General features: G+C 58.2%; 14 protein-coding genes. 12 read left to right on the top strand and 2 right to left on the bottom strand.

What is annotated here, in order from left to right:
- Positions 1-9 precede the first annotated feature (9 nt).
- The 9 genes from ACLFLU_RS16770 (at position 10) to gspG (ending at position 6,558) form a co-directional block, all read left to right on the top strand.
- Positions 10-1,260: a type II secretion system F family protein gene (locus ACLFLU_RS16770; RefSeq protein ID WP_426413268.1), complete on the top strand. Its 1,251-nt coding sequence runs from the start codon at positions 10-12 to the stop codon at positions 1,258-1,260.
- Positions 1,257-1,697, top strand: coding sequence for a GspH/FimT family pseudopilin (locus tag ACLFLU_RS16775; protein WP_426413269.1), 441 nt, complete (start codon positions 1,257-1,259; stop codon positions 1,695-1,697). Before ACLFLU_RS16770 ends, ACLFLU_RS16775 begins: the two co-directional genes overlap by 4 nt.
- A complete protein-coding gene (locus ACLFLU_RS16780; RefSeq protein ID WP_426413270.1) occupies positions 1,694-2,098 on the top strand; it encodes a type IV pilus modification PilV family protein in 405 nt (134 codons plus the stop codon). The genes ACLFLU_RS16775 and ACLFLU_RS16780 overlap by 4 nt, the downstream gene beginning before the upstream one ends.
- On the top strand, positions 2,095-2,715 hold the full coding sequence (locus tag ACLFLU_RS16785; RefSeq protein WP_426413271.1) for a prepilin-type N-terminal cleavage/methylation domain-containing protein: 621 nt from the start codon (positions 2,095-2,097) through the stop codon (positions 2,713-2,715). The genes ACLFLU_RS16780 and ACLFLU_RS16785 overlap by 4 nt, the downstream gene beginning before the upstream one ends.
- Positions 2,716-2,799: 84 nt before the next feature.
- Positions 2,800-3,918, top strand: a complete 1,119-nt coding sequence (locus ACLFLU_RS16790; protein ID WP_426413272.1) for a PilN domain-containing protein — start codon at positions 2,800-2,802, stop codon at positions 3,916-3,918.
- The gene (gspM, locus tag ACLFLU_RS16795; protein ID WP_426413273.1) at positions 3,915-4,493 is read left to right on the top strand and encodes a type II secretion system protein GspM; all 579 of its coding nucleotides are present in this window, start codon (positions 3,915-3,917) and stop codon (positions 4,491-4,493) included. Before ACLFLU_RS16790 ends, gspM begins: the two co-directional genes overlap by 4 nt.
- Entirely contained in the window at positions 4,490-5,197 is a 708-nt protein-coding gene (locus ACLFLU_RS16800) for a hypothetical protein (RefSeq protein ID WP_426413274.1), read from the top strand. The genes gspM and ACLFLU_RS16800 overlap by 4 nt, the downstream gene beginning before the upstream one ends.
- Positions 5,142-5,831 carry a prepilin peptidase gene (locus tag ACLFLU_RS16805; RefSeq protein ID WP_426413275.1) on the top strand — a complete coding sequence of 230 codons (690 nt, stop codon included), beginning with the start codon at positions 5,142-5,144 and terminating at the stop codon, positions 5,829-5,831. Before ACLFLU_RS16800 ends, ACLFLU_RS16805 begins: the two co-directional genes overlap by 56 nt.
- A gap of 271 nt (positions 5,832-6,102) precedes the next feature.
- Positions 6,103-6,558, top strand: coding sequence for a type II secretion system major pseudopilin GspG (gene gspG / locus ACLFLU_RS16810; RefSeq protein ID WP_426413276.1), 456 nt, complete (start codon positions 6,103-6,105; stop codon positions 6,556-6,558).
- A gap of 107 nt (positions 6,559-6,665) precedes the next feature.
- On the opposite strand, the gene ACLFLU_RS16815 is transcribed toward gspG, so the two are convergent.
- A complete protein-coding gene (locus ACLFLU_RS16815) occupies positions 6,666-7,331 on the bottom strand; it encodes a PEP-CTERM sorting domain-containing protein (protein WP_426413277.1) in 666 nt (221 codons plus the stop codon).
- Positions 7,332-8,326: 995 nt separating this feature from the next.
- Here ACLFLU_RS16815 and ACLFLU_RS16820 point away from each other — a divergent pair.
- Positions 8,327-9,130: a 2OG-Fe(II) oxygenase gene (locus tag ACLFLU_RS16820; RefSeq protein WP_426413278.1), complete on the top strand. Its 804-nt coding sequence runs from the start codon at positions 8,327-8,329 to the stop codon at positions 9,128-9,130.
- A gap of 272 nt (positions 9,131-9,402) precedes the next feature.
- Here ACLFLU_RS16820 and ACLFLU_RS16825 read toward each other — a convergent pair whose 3' ends face one another.
- Positions 9,403-10,392 (bottom strand): glycosyltransferase family 2 protein, encoded by a 990-nt coding sequence (locus ACLFLU_RS16825; protein ID WP_426413279.1) that lies wholly within the window; start codon positions 10,390-10,392, stop codon positions 9,403-9,405.
- Positions 10,393-10,739: 347 nt separating this feature from the next.
- On the opposite strand from ACLFLU_RS16825, the gene asnB reads away from it, so the two are divergent.
- Positions 10,740-12,668, top strand: coding sequence for an asparagine synthase (glutamine-hydrolyzing) (asnB, locus tag ACLFLU_RS16830; RefSeq protein WP_426413280.1), 1,929 nt, complete (start codon positions 10,740-10,742; stop codon positions 12,666-12,668).
- 561 nt (positions 12,669-13,229) lie between these two features.
- Positions 13,230-15,644, top strand: coding sequence for a hypothetical protein (locus ACLFLU_RS16835; protein WP_426413281.1), 2,415 nt, complete (start codon positions 13,230-13,232; stop codon positions 15,642-15,644).
- Positions 15,645-15,722 lie beyond the last annotated feature (78 nt).

Consider the following 15,722-nt stretch of genomic DNA (forward strand, 5'->3'; position numbering starts at 1 on the left):
GAAGCTGACGTGGTGCAATTTGCCTATCGTGCATTCAACGGAGAGGGAGCGATCACCTCTGGCACCATTGTCGCCGAGCGGCGCGAGGCGGCGATTGACGCGCTCTACGGAAGCGGTCTCACGCCTTTTGAGACGCATGAACTATCCCGCCAGGCACAGGATCACTCACGTTCAGTAGCGCAAACAGCGGGGCCGCTAGCGCCGGGGCGCCGCTCGCGCCGGGCGAAGCTCGACGCGCGGGGCCTCTCGCGCTTTACGGTCGAACTCGCGTCGCTGGTCGGCTCGGGGATGGCGCTTGACGAAGCATTCCGCGTCATAGCGGCCTCCGACCGTGGAAGCGTCGGACGCGCGGCAGCGGCGCTGCTCAAAGACGTGCTCGCCGGCGCGCAGCTTTCAGAGGCGCTGCGAGCTCGACCGAAGACGTTCGGAGCTGATTACTGCGCGATCATCGCTGCGGGTGAGGGTGCCGGAGCCTTGGCTTCGGCCTTGGCACAAATTGCCGAGTTGTTGGCGCGGCGGCTTGAGCTCCGAAGCAAGATCCTCGCTGCGCTGATCTATCCGGCCGTCCTGGTCGTGATGTCCGTGGTATCAGTGGGGGTGATCATTGGGGTTTTGGTTCCGAGTCTTACACCGGTCTTTACCGATGCGGGGCTCCCGCTTCCGGGAATCCTAGCCTGGTTCGGTTGGCTCGAAGATAACGCCGCGATTCTCCTGGTTGCGAGTAGCGCGCTGGTGCTTTTGGTTGCTGCGCTGTTCAAGCTCTCAAGTCGTAATCCCGCGGCTCGACTTATTCGTGACCGGGCGTTCTGTTCGCTTCCTGTGCTGGGTCGCATGATTCTGCTTCGTGACGGCGCGGCTTTTTCTCGGGCCTTGGGGACTCTGATCTGTGCGCGCGCGCCGCTGATGTCGGCGCTTCACACAGCGAAGGCTCTGATCTCGAACAGTGAAATCGGATCGCGCTGTGCGGCTGCCGTGGCGCGCATTCCCGAAGGGGCATCGTTGAGCAAAGCGTTTGCGCGTAGCGACCTCTTCCCGCCTGCAGCCTTGAGTTTGATCGCTGTCGGCGAAGAAAGCGGTCAGCTCGGCTTGTTGTTGACGCAAGTTGCGAACAATCTTGAAGCTGAATTGCAGCGCCGCATGGAACGCATGGTCACGATGTTGACCCCCATTTTGACGCTTGCAATTGGCGCTGGCGTGGGCGGTCTGATCTTGCAGGTGATGAGCGCGGTGCTGTCCATCAACGATCTTGCATCGCGATGAATCGCCGGACCGGCCTCAGCTCAGGTTTCACGCTGCTCGAACTGCTTGTGGTGCTCGCAATCGTTGGCGTGGTGCTCGGGACGATGGTACTGGCTCGACCAAGCGCGGCCGGCGCCCGCGTTAATGCGGCCGCGCGAGGGGTGGTTGCGACGCTTCGGCTCGCGCGGGCGCGCGCGATGGAACGAAACATGGAGACGGTGGTCTCGCTGGATCCCGGTGCAGGTCTCATCCAGTTCTCGCATGGCCAATGGCAGCTGCCACCTGGCGTTCACGTGGCGCTCACCTTTGCCGAATCGGAAGCCAGGGGGGCGGCGGGCGGCTTGCGCTTTTATCCTGATGGTCAATCAAGCGGAGGCGAGATTAACTTGCGGCTGGACGGGCGGCGTGCGCGCGTGACCGTGAGCTGGTTCACCGGCGAGGCGCGCATCGAGCCATGAAAGTGCAACAGCAGCGCGGGTTCACGCTTCTTGAAGCCATCATAGCCTTTGTGGTCCTCGCCATTGGGCTAACGTCGATGGGCGTGTCGTTTGGACTGGTCATGCGGACCGACGGCCAGCTGAAATCGCAGCGACAGGCGCTGGAATTTGCGCGTTCGCGCCTGGAAAGCGCCGGCATTGCGGACGGGCTGGTCGTGGGGCGGCGCGGCGGTCGCGACGGTGAGCTGCGGTGGGTGGAGACCATCACGTTGGTGCGCCTTGCACCGCAGCATCCGTCGCAAAACGGTGCGACCACTGCGCCCGGAGTTCAGGCTTATTGGGTCGCGGTCGCGGTCGAAGCGGCGGGCGGGCAAGTTGCGCGTCTTGCGGCACTGAAGATTCCGCAGCGAGTGATGCCATGAGGCCTGCGCGCAACTCCTTGATTGGCCGGTTGCACCGGCAGCGCCGGCCAGATGCGGGACTGACGCTGATCGAGTTGTTGATTTCGCTGATGCTGTTGACGCTGATCACCGGCTTCTTGGCGGGGGGACTCGCGGTTGGACGTCGCTCGTTCGCCGCGGACCAGACGGCGGCGGCAGAAGCCGCGAACACCGCAGCGCTCGACAGTCTGCTTGATCTCATTGCCGGTGCGCTTCCAACCAAGACGGGGCAGGGGGCGCGGATCGCCTTTGAAGGCGGACGCGACAATTTGGCGTTCGTTGGGCTCTCGGCTGGGCACGCCCTGCCGGGGGGGCCCGTCGGCTTTCACATCTCACGGCAAGGATCCGAGATCGAGGTTGCCGCGAAGCTGAGCGCGCGGGCCGAGCTCTCGGGCAGAGAGATTAGGACCACAGCAATGAGTAGTGTCACCGCGATCGAGTTCAGCTATTTTGGAAGCCTCGGCCCGGGGCGGCCGCCGGCCTGGCATCTTGAATGGCTCGCATCGGACCACCTGCCGGATCTGGTGGCGATCAAGGTCACTTTTCGCGACCGCAACCGGACCGGGCCCGCTCAGGTCGTGGCACTCCGCCAGAGTTGACAGAGAATGAACGCCTCGCGCCACCGCGCCGATTAAGGGATTGGTAACCATGCTGGCCCACCCTGCGCGCGCAGGGGCGAGCACATGTTCTTTTCGACTGAGGCAATGGCGGCAACCAGGATGGCGCTCGCTGCGCTCAAGACGCATGCCCGTAAAGCTGCGGAACTTTGGCTTAGCGAGGCGCAGGCAACGCTTCCGACTGCGTGGCTCGTTCGCTTGGGCGGCCTTGCGCGGCCCGTTCTCACTTTGCGGCACCTACAAGGCGAGATTTGCGGGCGTCTCCACGGTATCGGCGTGAGTGCCGAGGCGACCTGGCCTGTGGCGGGCGGCTCGCTTGCCCTGATCTCTGACTGGCTAAAGGCACAGCAACTGAGCCGCGATGAGGTGCGGATCGACGTCGAGCTTGAGGGCGAGTTATTTTTGCTGCGCAAAATGATGGTCCCAAGGGCAGCGCTGGACGCGCTGCCGGCCATTGTCGTCCAGGACATTGTGCATCGGACACCGTTTGAACCTGCAGAGATCTGGCACATGGCCGCGCCGCGCGGCGGTCCAGATGGGCTTGAGGTCATCGAGGTCGAGCACTGGATTGTTCGGCGCGACCGTGCGCGCGCGGCGCTGGTCCAACTTGGACTTGCACCCGACGACATTGATGCGCTGAGCGTTGACGGCAGCGAGCCGCGTGCGATCATCCCGTTGCGCGAAAGCACCATCAATGATGCACCGTGGGGAGGGCACCTCGTTCGGGCGGTTCTGGCGGCCGCGATTGCGATCACCCTGCTCGGAGCGGTCGCGGTTGAGTGGGTTGCATCGGGTGAGGTTACCCGCATCGCCGATGCTCTTTTCGAGCTCCGCGGCCAGGGCAACGCGAGCAGTGATCCAGAGGCGCAGTTGTTGGCGATCAAAGCAGGTCCAGGGGTGCTTGAGGTCTGGGACGAGCTGTCGCGCCGCCTGCCCGACCACACCTATCTCAGCGAATTGCGGGTGGCCGATGGCAATGTGGCGATTGCAGGGTTTTCTGCAGACGCAGCGCATTTGGTCCGCTTGCTGGATCAGTCGCCACTGTTGACCGCGACCCATCTCACCGGCCCCATTACCCCCGATAAGGCCGAGCGCAAAGATCGCTTTAGCCTGGCACTTCGTCTTCGCGGCACGCCAACACAACCGGAGCGGCCGGGAACGGCGGTTGCACGGAGCGAACCATGAGGCTTGAGGCGATCAGCCGCGCCTTGCTGCTGCGACGCTTGCGTTTCGGAGCGCTCAATTTGGGCGCGGTGTTGCTGTTGATCGGGCTCGTATTCATGCCGTTGGCGTCGCATGTCGCGGCCGAGTGCGAGGAGATTTCCGAATCTACCGATCAGCTCGCACGCCTTCAGGCGTTGGTCGGCGCGCGTGGTCTAGCGCGAGACAAAACCGCGCAAGTGGACGGGGTATTCTTTTCCGTTCAAGAAGAGCGTGTGGCGAGCGCCGATCTACAAGCGATGCTGAAAGCGCTGAGCCAGGACGGCGGACTTCAGCTTCTCGGTTTGCGATCCATTACGCCGCGCCGCGCCATTGTTCCGCGCGCCGTTGCGGTCGGCCTTGAGCTCGAGGGGCCGCCGGCGAGCTTGCGCGATACGCTACAAAAAATCGAGGCGGCGCGTCCCATGCTGGTTGTGACCGGACTGGTGCTGCGCCCGGCATCTACCGGCGACAACGCGTCCTTGCGAGCCGAACTCACCATTCAAGGGGCCCTGCGTCCGTTGCCTCCCCGAACTGCCATTCTGGAGCAGGGACAATGAGGCGGCTGCGCGAGCTGTTACGATCGCTCGAGCCGTACTGGTCGCGCTACGCCGTCGAACTGATGCGGCTACCGGCCGCCACGCGTCTCGCTTTGTTTGCGCTGATCAGCTGGTCGGGACTTGCCGCGGCGGCCACTGCGTGCGCGCTAATTGCGATCGAAAGCTCAGCGCGAAGCGCGGCTGCGACGTCTGCTGGCGGAGCCAGCGGCGTCACCAAGCTGGAGCGCGGCAACGGAGAAGCCATCCTGCAGCGACCGGTGTTCGCGCGCACCCGTCAGGCGATGCTGCCCGTGCTGGCGCTACCCCAAACGCCATCATTACCTGCTGGACCGCCGCCGGCGCTTCGCGACACCGGATTGCGATTGACGGGTGTCTTCATCAACAGCCCGACCACCAAGGCATTCCTGACCAGCGCACAGAGGCCGGTGGGGTCCTGGGTTCAGCCCGACGAGATGTTTGGCGGCTGGAAGCTTGTCGCCGTGCGCCCCAATGAGATCGAGGTTGAAGCCGACGGCGAGCGCGTGGTGGTGCCATTCTCAACGGCGCGGACGGCAAATGACGGGCCGAGTGGTGGCCCAAACGTTCAACCGCACGCGCCGGCGGGGGGCGAGCGCTTTATCGGGCCATTCTCGGGGGGGCGCACAGCACATGAACAAGCAGGCACTGTACAAAACCTTCAGCCGTACCCGCCGGTTCGTCGTTGAGGGACTGCTCTGGCGGGGTGAGGCGCGCTGTTATGCTCTCGTTGTGTGGGCGCTGCTCGCCGGGCTCTTGTGGGTCGCGATCAATCTATCGATCGATAGCGCGGCCGTTTGGCTGCTGTTGCCATGGCAGCTTTTTCTGGTGGCGAGTCTCGCAGCCGTCGCGGCGATAGATGCACGATTTGCAATCATTCCCGACCCTTTAATCGGGGCGCTGTTGCTGGGGGGGGTGCTGCACGTTGCCGTGGAAGGCGCGCGGGGCGTCGGGGGGCTGGCGGATGCTTCGGATGCACTCACGCTCGAACTTGGCGTGATCGGCTGGCGGGGAGGCGAAGGGCTGATCGCCTTTGGCGGCGCGGCCCTGCTCAGGGGCGGCTACCGCGTCCTCCGCGGCCGGGACGGGTTTGGCTTTGGTGACGTCAAGTTTATCGGCGCCGCGGCGTTGTGGGTGGGAGTTGCAATGGTGCCGCTGATGCTGATTGTGGCGGTGCTGTCCGCACTAGGGACGGTCGTACTGCTACGCAGGCAGGTCGGTCCGCTCGGCGGCGGCGATGCCATCCCGTTTGGCCCCCATCTGTCGGTCGGGCTCTGGCTCACGGTGCTGATGGCGGGCGAGATCGGCACGTCCAGCTGGTAGGGGATGCAAGCGCAACGAGCTCCCCACCCGCCGGTCGGCGTTCCCTGCACCGTTCGTCGCGCGTGGCCACTCTGGCCGGGCCAGTCTTAAAATTGCAGACTTTTTGGCGGCAGTCCCAACCGCGCATTAACCGCGCCACGCAGCTCGCACCGGCCGGCAAGGATTTGGAGAGGAATGCGACCCAACGTAGCGGCCGAAGCGGGCCAGCGTTCGGGCGGGCCGGCGATCAGGGGTGGGACAACCGAGCGGGACAAGCATGTGGCAGCGATCGATGAAGAGGGACCGGGTTCGTCGTAAGCTCCGGGGACGCCGGGATGCACACGCCGGCGATGCCGGTTACACTCTGCTCGAACTGTTGGTGGTGTTGGGCATTCTCGCGGTGCTGAGTGCGATGGCAACGCCGCAGCTGATGGGCTATTTTGGCAAGGCCAAGGCCCAGTCGGCCCAGATCCAGATACAGAATATCGGCACGGCACTTGAGATGTACTATCTCGAGAACGGGAGCTATCCAAGCGAGAGCGCAGGCTTGAAAGCGCTGGTCGAGCCCACGCCCGAGGCGCCCACCTGGAATGGGCCTTACTTAAAAAAGGTGAAGAATCTATTCGACCCGTGGGGCCGGCCGTTCCAATATGTCTATCCCGCAAGCAACGGCAGTTACGAGGTGTTCTCGCTGGGGCCGAATGGCAAGGCTAAGGTTGCCTCAGCTTCCGCCTTGCGCGGCAGCTGAACGCTGTCGACGGTTAGGTCTCGTCCAAGCGGCTGCAAGGCTTTCCGGTAAGCAATCGCCCCGCGGTTAGCCGCGGGGCAATATCAATCCAAATTGGTTCGCCCGGATCAAACGATGCGGAGGGCGCGCTGAGAGTGGCCACGATAGCCGAGGAAGCCAAGACCGAAGAAGCCGAGCAGCATCATCGCCCAGGTCGACGGTTCGGGCACGGCTGCCACAACGCCGCCGATCGGGCCCGTCTCGCCATTAATTGGAGTGCCGTTCGGGTTCACACCGGCCACGTCCACAGAGAACGTAACGGAGGCGCTTCCCCCGGTTGAGGTCAGCCAAGCGATATTCGTGCCAACAACCGTGAATTGCATCGAGCTTCCGCAAAGATTTCCAGTGGTGCAGCCGGTATTGGTTGCGTCCACCTTGTTGTTGAAGGTACCAAAGCCATCCTGATGGACGGACCCGCTGGCCCAGGTAAATGTTGCTCCGGTGTTTGAGGTGACGGGCGAAGGGGTCACGCTGGTGATGCCGGTGGCATCGAACACCACCGAGGTCAGACCGTTGTCGCCGCCATGGAATTGGTACCCGCTCGTTAGGTTAATCGTGACCAACTCGCTGCTCGTGTTCGTGGTATCCACTGTAATGGTACCATAGTTCGAACTTCCACACCCGCCGGTGCAATGATCGATGGACAAGTTGTAGGTGACCACACTCGCCTGAGCGCTCGATCCCGCAAATGCGACTGCACCCAAAAGGGCCGCTGCTGCAACTAATTGCTTCATACACACTCTCCCTGCACCGAGCAAATATTTAAATAATCATTAAATCTATTGCATGCTGCCGACTGGGTGGCAACTCTAATTTCGTTTTCGTTTAATTTTTCCGCTTTGTCGCACGAGGGGAGAGGCGCAATAATACGGTAATACCGGCCGATGGGCTTTCAAACGGTTGTGCGGCGAAGACAGGCGCGCCGTGAAAGGGGGCTTCGCAAGTCGGGTGCTGCCTATCGGTCAGTTAATCGTCGTCCTGATGATATGACATTTAATTTGAATTGAAAATAGAATAGCAAAATCGAACTCCGCATCATCGCGCCTTGTATTCGATCAGGACCGGCTTACGCCCCTTGAGTCGGCTACTCTGGTACTGCAAACAAGCCGTGCGCTTCGGAAAGCGCCCAAGCATCGGAAACAACGCGATGATGGCACGTTCGGAGGCAGGCCGGGGGGCCGCCGCGAAAGGAACAGCCGGAGCGCCTGCGCAGGAAAGATAGGCCATGACAGCGCGCCCCCAGCCGCCCAAGGGAGTGGAGGCGAGGGTAAGCGTCGCGCAGGCGAGCGGGGGGGCCCACACTCCCCAGAGAACGGCCCGTCGCGCCTCCCAGACCCAATGCCGCTCTGGCGCACCGTCAAGGAGGCCGTATCAGTCCTCCGCCACGGATGGCGAATACAGCGGTCTATTCGCAGTGGCCGGGAAGGGGAATGCGAAGTCCACCTCGGTAGCAGCCGAAACCGTTCCGGGGCCGACAACACGCAGATGATCTTGGAATGAACGCTAAGGCGAATAGCTCAACTGTTATCGACGATTTCCGGCCGTGCAACATTAGCGATTTTCGTTTTCTCCAGCTCAGCATAACCGAGTGCCAGCCGATTCTCGCAATCCGTCCGTTGAAATAGGTCAGGTGGGTTGCCGGCGGTGCATTTAATTGTTTTTGGTCCTATTTTGTGGTCACGATAATAGATGATATGGATTTCTCTCGGACAAGCATTGGGAACCGAACATGCTTATGAATGAACTAGATCGGGAAAAACTTCGGCGAGAGTTTGCTTCGGCCAAACCGTTTCCCTTCATCGTGATCGAAGACTTTCTCCCGGAGCGCTTTGCCGCGGAGGTCGCTCTCTCCTATCCACAATCGTTCGATAGCGCGCTCAGTCAAGGCATTTCTTTCAATGCTTTCAATGAAAAGAAGAAAGTTCAGATTACGGATTCTTCCCGGTTTCCAACCCCGATAGCCATGTTAAACGATGCAATTTCGTCCCCAGAGTTCCTCGCGGACCTCTCGTACATCACGGGGATCCCTATGCTTGTAGCCGATCCCAAGCTGATCGGCGGCGGAATGCATATTACTGGGCCGGGGGGGCGCTTGGATGTTCACCTTGATTTCAATTACCTCGAAGAGGAGAGGCTTCACCGCAGGCTTAATATCCTGATCTACTTCAATGAGATTTGGGAAAAGGCCTGGGGAGGGGAAATTGAACTTTGGGACAAGGACGTGAAACAGCGTCATGTGTCCCTTAGCCCCGTCTTTAATAGGTGTGTTATATTCGAAACTAGCGACATCAGCTATCATGGAGTTGTGCCGATCTCGTCGGGGGCAGTTTCGCCAAGGAAGTCTTTCGCCGCATATTACTACACAAGCGAGGCCCCTCCTCACTGGAAAGGGATCGCCCATAGCACAATATTCAAGACACGCCCGGAGGAAACGATGCGCGCATTGGCTCATATGCCGGTCCAAGCCTTTTCAGCCGTGACTGCAACCTTTAGACAATTTAAGAGCAGTCTGAAGGGTCTGGTGGGAAGGTAGACTGTCCATCCCAGATGCTCTCACTCACGATGATCACCTCCAGCGCGGACAGACTGACAATCTGAGATGTTCATGGTGCAACTCGATCGGGCGGGCGTGGCCCGCAAGGATTTGCGAAGCAGTAAGACCGATGAGCGTTGCAGGATCTTCGTCGATTGATGCTCACACGGGGCTTCCTCAGTCATCTCACCGTCCTCAAGTTGAAGGATTGTGAGGAATGTCTCATTGGACAATAAAGAAGCGTCTGCAGTCTATTTGCTAGCTTGTTGGTTTTAGTTCATTTGAGTTGTTGTTTCCGGTGCTCTGACGTTATCAATTCCCGCGCCTCGCACAAAAACGCTGGAAAGGAAGCTGTCTACAAATATCTTGGGAGGCAATTGACTCGGGGTCAGCGTTACGAGTGAGCGGAACTTGGAGATCAAGATGCCGCACAACAAGCAAGTGTCGGCCATGAGCGCAAAGAGGGCGCCATAGTTTTTCAAGTAGAATCGCCTTCGTGCCTCGAGCAAGTATTTGGGCAGCCTCCGAGGGGTGTTGTCGACACCTGTAGACTGTCCCACCAGATGGACAACTCGACTTTCGGGGACATACCAAGTCATCCAACCGGCACGCCTTGCGGCTAGACAGAAATCAATATCATCGTAGTAGGTGAAGAAACCCTCGTCCAATAAACCAATTTCTTCAAATACTCGCGTGCGAACCATCATGCTCGCCCCGGCTACCCAGTCCGTTTCCAAGTTCTGGCTGCAAACGGGAGGAGCAACTACATACCGCTTGAGCAATTTGGTTATAAAGCCAATTCCCGCGCTGCCTTCCAGCTCCCCAAGGGGAGACTTGAATCGAAATGCAGAGCGCTGAGGCGTCCCGTCGGGATCCTCCAATCTACTTCCTACAATTCCTACTTGAGAATTGCGTTCCAAGAAATCGATCAGTGGGCGTAGGGCGCCCGGACGGATAATGGTGTCAGGATTTAGTAGCAGAATGTAGCATGGCGGTGTGGATGTCTTAAGAGACTCGGAGATCGGAATGTTGTTTCCGCCAGTAAAACCGAGATTTTGGTCGGAAACCATCAACTTACACCAGGCATCCCATTTATTGGAGGCGATTGCCTTCGCAATGAGCCGCGCCGAATCGTCCCCTGATCCATTCTCGAACACTACGACGCTTGTATCGGGAACAGCACGGAGCTCCTGATTAATAGATCGAAGACAATCAATTACCAGTGCTGGAACTCTAAAATTAACAATTACAATCAGAAGCATAGCCTGATCCCAAATCCTTCCAATGCGCTTATGCCTAGTCTAATTGGCTGCGATCGTCGGAAGCAACGCGAAAAGCCCCGATTTAAAGCTCTCAGAGTGTGCGCAGGGGCGCATCGTTGATGGTGGTGTGGCCGGTTGAACAAAGCCTCTCGCGAAGCCCACTCTCAATAGCGCCATAGCCGGCTGCGCATTGAGCAGCCTTGCCGCAACTGAGTGCAGTACATCAGCCGATTTCGATCAATCTTCCCGAACTGTAGTCGTAACCATATGCCTCCCTTAAGTGCGCCCATCGTTGATAGAAATCGACCGTTTAGATATATTTTGGCGACTCCAAGGTGGAAAATCAAATGTGCGGATTGGTCGGCTACGTTGAGCTGAATAAGGGGAAATCTCCGGCTGCCGCAATTGCTGCAGTTTCTTACCTTGCCCATCGAGGACCTGATGATGCCGGGTTTGTATCTGGCCGTACGCTCGCCTCGAGCCCTGACGCCGGACACGCGGTGTTCTCCAATGGCTCCTGGATGCTTCCTACCCCTGTTAAAGCACCTTCCCACGCAGTGTTCTTAGGCCACACGCGATTCGCTTTGGTCGATCTTTCACCTGGCGGGCATCAGCCGATGGTTTCGCCCGACGAGCAAGTCGCGCTGACTTTCAACGGAGAAATCTACAACCACAACGAAATTAGACGCGAGCTCATAGCCAAAGGCCATCACTTTTCGTCGACGAGCGACACTGAGGTCCTGTTGCAAAGTTATCTCGAGTGGGGCGAAGATTGCTTTTTGAGATTCCGAGGATTTTGGGCGGTTGCAATCTGGGACCGCAGAAGAAGGGGGGTGCTATTGTGCCGTGACCGTCTCGGCAAGGCCCCTCTTTATGTTCATACTTCGAACAGCGGCGTTCGCTGGGCGTCGGAGATTGCTGCCCTTTTTGTGCTGGATGGCTCGATCGAACGGAGGCCGGATTGGACCTCGATCAATGATTTCGTTGCGCATGGCTTGCGCGATGTCGAGGGAAGGACGTGTTTTGCCGAGATCGAAACGCTCGACGCCGCTAGCTATGTGTGGATCGGTGAGGATGGGCTCGGTCATCGTACCCGGTATTGGTCTCTTCCCGAGAGTAGACTTTCAACGAAGGATATCAGCATCGAAGAAGCTGCCAAGAAGGTGCGCGAGGAACTGATCGTTGCAACCGATCTCCGTATTCACGCAGACGTACCGGTGGCGCTCCAGCTTAGCGGTGGACTCGACTCCTCGATTATCCTTGCCTGTGCTGCGGAGCTGGGCAACAAGGTGAAGGCAATTACAGTCTCTTTCCCGCAAGAGGACGCGAACGAGGACAGGTATGCCACGGCAGCAGCTCATGCATTTCCGGAGCTGGTCGATCATCAATTTGTCCGACCTGGCAGTAAGTTCAGCCTGCCGGAATTAATCGAGTTCGCGCGTTCCATGGGCGAGCCAGTCCATTCGCCCAATCAAATGTCCAATCGGGCAATTTGGCTGACTCTCCGTGAGCTCGGCTATCGGGCTGTTCTCTACGGGGCAGCTGGTGATGAGGTGTTCGCAGGTTACGCAAATCGCTACTTCGTTCCCTACGTCCAGAGCGCTATTCTACGCGGCGACCTCTCAAGTGCAACGTCGACAATCGTTGGTCTATCTGAACGGGCCTTGAGTCCCGTAGATCTGTTCAAGCGTTTGCTGATTGTCCTGCCGGGGGCACAAAGGGCGTTTCATTGGGCAACGACCTCGGTTGGCCCCGATGAATCTCTTTATGATTCTCCGCCAACTGATTCTCGCTATTGTATGCCCTGGCGCTTCGATGATCGAATGAAGGCATTGATGGGCGATATGCAGCTGAACTACTGGCTTCGTATTGACAATCAAAACAGTATGGCTGTTCCAATCGAGCTGCGTGCCCCGTTCTTGGATCATAAAGTCGTCGAAACGGCTTTTAGTCTCCCTTCAAGCTATTTGGTTCGTGACGGCTGGATGAAATGGATTTTACGAAAGGCATTTGAGCGTACGTTGCCAGAGGAAGTCGTCTGGCGCCGACGCAAAATGGGATTTCCGTTCCCTCTCAATCATTGGCTGGCTGAGAACCGCGAGTGGGCACTTGGCGTGCTGGCGCGATCCGGCGCACCCCATCTTCAATTGAAAGACGTCGCGCACAGATATGATACCACAATCAGGCGGACACCCCATCAAGCTTGGCGAGTGCTATCGTACGCGATCTGGTGGAGCGCGATGAGCAAGGCGTTGCCAAATCGAGCCGTCGCTTGAGATGAGTATCTCGAGCAACTTCCGCGTGCAGCAGGTGCGAGCTGCGCACATGATCAACGCGTGACGTTGTGACCTGAGTACTCGGTTCGCGGGTAGATGGCTTCGTAGCCACCGTTGCTGCCATTGGAAAAGATTGAAGACCGCCCCTTCACTTGAAAGATGGCGGCTTTGGACAGAGCCGACGGACGAGAGAGCTAACTATCCTTTTTGAAGAGTGATTAGATTCGCGTGTCTTGCCAAGATGCTCTTAGAGTTGATCCGAGCGGGGGGGTGTCTTAACGAGCGGTAAAGCGCAGCATACTCCGTATTGTCCCCAAGTGCGTTGCAAGCAGCGTCTGCAGTAGTGCGCTTACGCCACGTTTACCGTTCTTCAAGTTGTTTCCTTCTTGTCAACTTGTTTTCTACTTCGGATATGCAGGATCGGCGGAGTAAGCGTAGAGGCGTAGCTGAAGCTGCACGACGCTCGTTCCGATCTAGTTGCTGGTGAGTGAAAGCCAAGCGAAAGCCCGATCATATTCAACATTAAAGCACTGGCTTGCCGTCATCTCGGAGAACCAAAAGATGAAGTTTTCGCGGAGAAAGATACTGGAGGGCGCGGCGGCTGGAGCCATAACACTGGCCACGGGCAATCACGCAATCGCTGTTCCTCCGAAGCCCAAATCGGTGACCGCTTCCAGTGCACTTCCAGCCAACAAGAGGTCCAGTATCAATATCAATGGTCTGGACGTGTTTGAGTATGCCTTTATTGACCACACTAGGCAGGGCGACAACTTTCCAGGACCGATCGGTACTTACTACGCAAACTCACCCGTACCTTGGACTCAATTGATCGATAGCGATGGTTGGCCCAACAATTCAGGGGCCAACGGCCTTCCTTTTGGTGGTGGCGTGCGCATCCCGGGCGCCGATCAGTTTGCTGGTCCCTACGTCATTACGTGGGAAGGTGACGGGACAGTGCAAATCGTTGGAAGCGGCACTTGGACCGAGGTGAACGGCGCCGGGACCTCGTATCGAAAGCTCGGAAATGGATCATGGTCGAGTATCAGCGGTCAAAAGGCCCGGATCATCGCAAACTTGTCCGGAGCCAACGGTCCGCAATTGCTGCTTCTGTGTGTCTGGGCAACCGGAGGTTCTGGCGGTTTTCTTAAGAACCTGAAGTTCTATAGGCTCGAAGATGAGGCCGATCTCTTGACCGGCAAGATCTTTCGCCGCGGCTTCAAGCAGCTATACGTCGACTACAATCCAAGCCTGATCCGCTTCATGGACTGGAATATGGTGAACAACTCACAGTTGTCTCGCTTCGAGCAGCGTACGGCTCCTGGCAAGGCAAGCTACGTCAGCAACTGGGTTGCCGGTCCAAGGTACGGGACAACGTCCGGCAGCAACCGAATGATGCTTCCAGGTGCAGCGGGTACACCAGGTTCGATGCAGCATGGTGAATTGGTGACGTGTCGGATCGGCGCGGGAATGGCTCGTGCCGGTACAACAGTTGTTACGTCAATTAGTCAGTCCAATCCGGGCATTGTGACCGCCGTCGGGCATGGGTTCGGTACCGGTGATGTCATCGTTCACCAGATGATGTCTCCGATTCCCGGACAAGCCCCTGCAGGAATGGTGGAACTTAATAACACGCCTTGCACAATTGCTGTCATCGACGAAAACACCTACTCGATTGGTACTGATACGAGCTTGTTTTCTCCGTTTACGATAGGAACAGCCTATCAGTACATTACCCTGAACGTCGGCGGTCGCGGCGAGTACCCTGTCGTGTATGTGGATGGCGTCTCGCCAGCCTCGCGTTATGGGTCCAACTACCTCGCGACCGGCGATTACAAGACCTTCACGTTCGACAAGGACATCATTGCGAGCAGCACGGTTAAAGGTGCGTGGCTTATGAGCAATGGCGGAGCCCAAGCCGTGCTTCAAAGCGGTGTGCCACTCGAAGTATGCACCGCGCTTGTAAATGAGCTCATGCAGATGACGACGAGCGGATCGATCGACATGTGGGTTTGCATCCCGCATCGGGGAATGATCTCGAGCGATCAGGACTACGCGCCATCATCCAACTGGCCCGTGAATATGGTCAACACCATTCTGAACGGAGCTAATGGCTATGCGGGCCTCGACAGTCGCTGCAAGTTGTACGTCGAACACAGCAACGAGACTTGGAATACCGGCTTTCCACACGCAAACTTCCTCAAGAAGATTGGGTACCAGCGTTGGCCCGCTTCCGGTCCCTATGATGTCAGCTCGTACTCTACTCTGCGTGCCGTTCTTTCAATCGAGGAAATCAAAGCCGCCTTCCCCGGAAGTCCACGAGTCCACTATGTCCTCTCTGGACAGGGAGCCGTCGGGCCGACCCACGTCGTCAACGCGTACCGGCTAAACGGAAGTGTCTATTTCAATAGCGACACGTTGAACACGTGGCGTACTGATCCAATGAGCCATTTCGATTATTTTGCTTGGGCCGGCTATTTCTATAATCCGGACGACGGCAGCAGTGGCTCCAATAGCCTAGGGATTTGTACAAATGCCTGGCTTGCGGCGAGCTCGGCGGGAGCCAAAGAAGCGGCTTGCGCAACATATGTCGCGGGAATTGTTGGGACGGGAACTGGAGAGACAACGAGCAGATACGCTGGAGTGTTGTTGCCCGCGTATGCCACCGCAGTTGCGGCGAAGGGGAAGAAAACCATAATGTATGAGGGTGGGTGGGATCATGGAGTAGAAGGCTTCAGCCAGGGTCAGAACGCGTTCCTTGCCGCTTGTAAGCGCAGCGCGGCCTGGGCGCAGGCGCTTAGAAATTTCCACGATGCTTTCAACGCGATCAGCGTCGCAGAATGTCCCGCCGAATACATCATGGTAAATAACCGCTGGGGTCATTCCTCACCTGATACGTATTCAGGAGGCGTAGAAGGAGGAAACCTCGATTTGGCTTGGCAATACCTCGCAGCACGTAACAAGGGAACTACCGCATAGGACTTTCTGAACTTGTGCCCCCAGCTGGAGCTCGCAGAAGGCGCGTGGGCTTCAGCACCGCGGTCTTCCTCGTAAGCC

It is taken from the genome of Bradyrhizobium ganzhouense, from assembly GCF_049949285.1.
In the GTDB taxonomy this organism is placed as follows: Bacteria; Pseudomonadota; Alphaproteobacteria; order Rhizobiales; family Xanthobacteraceae; genus Bradyrhizobium; species Bradyrhizobium ganzhouense.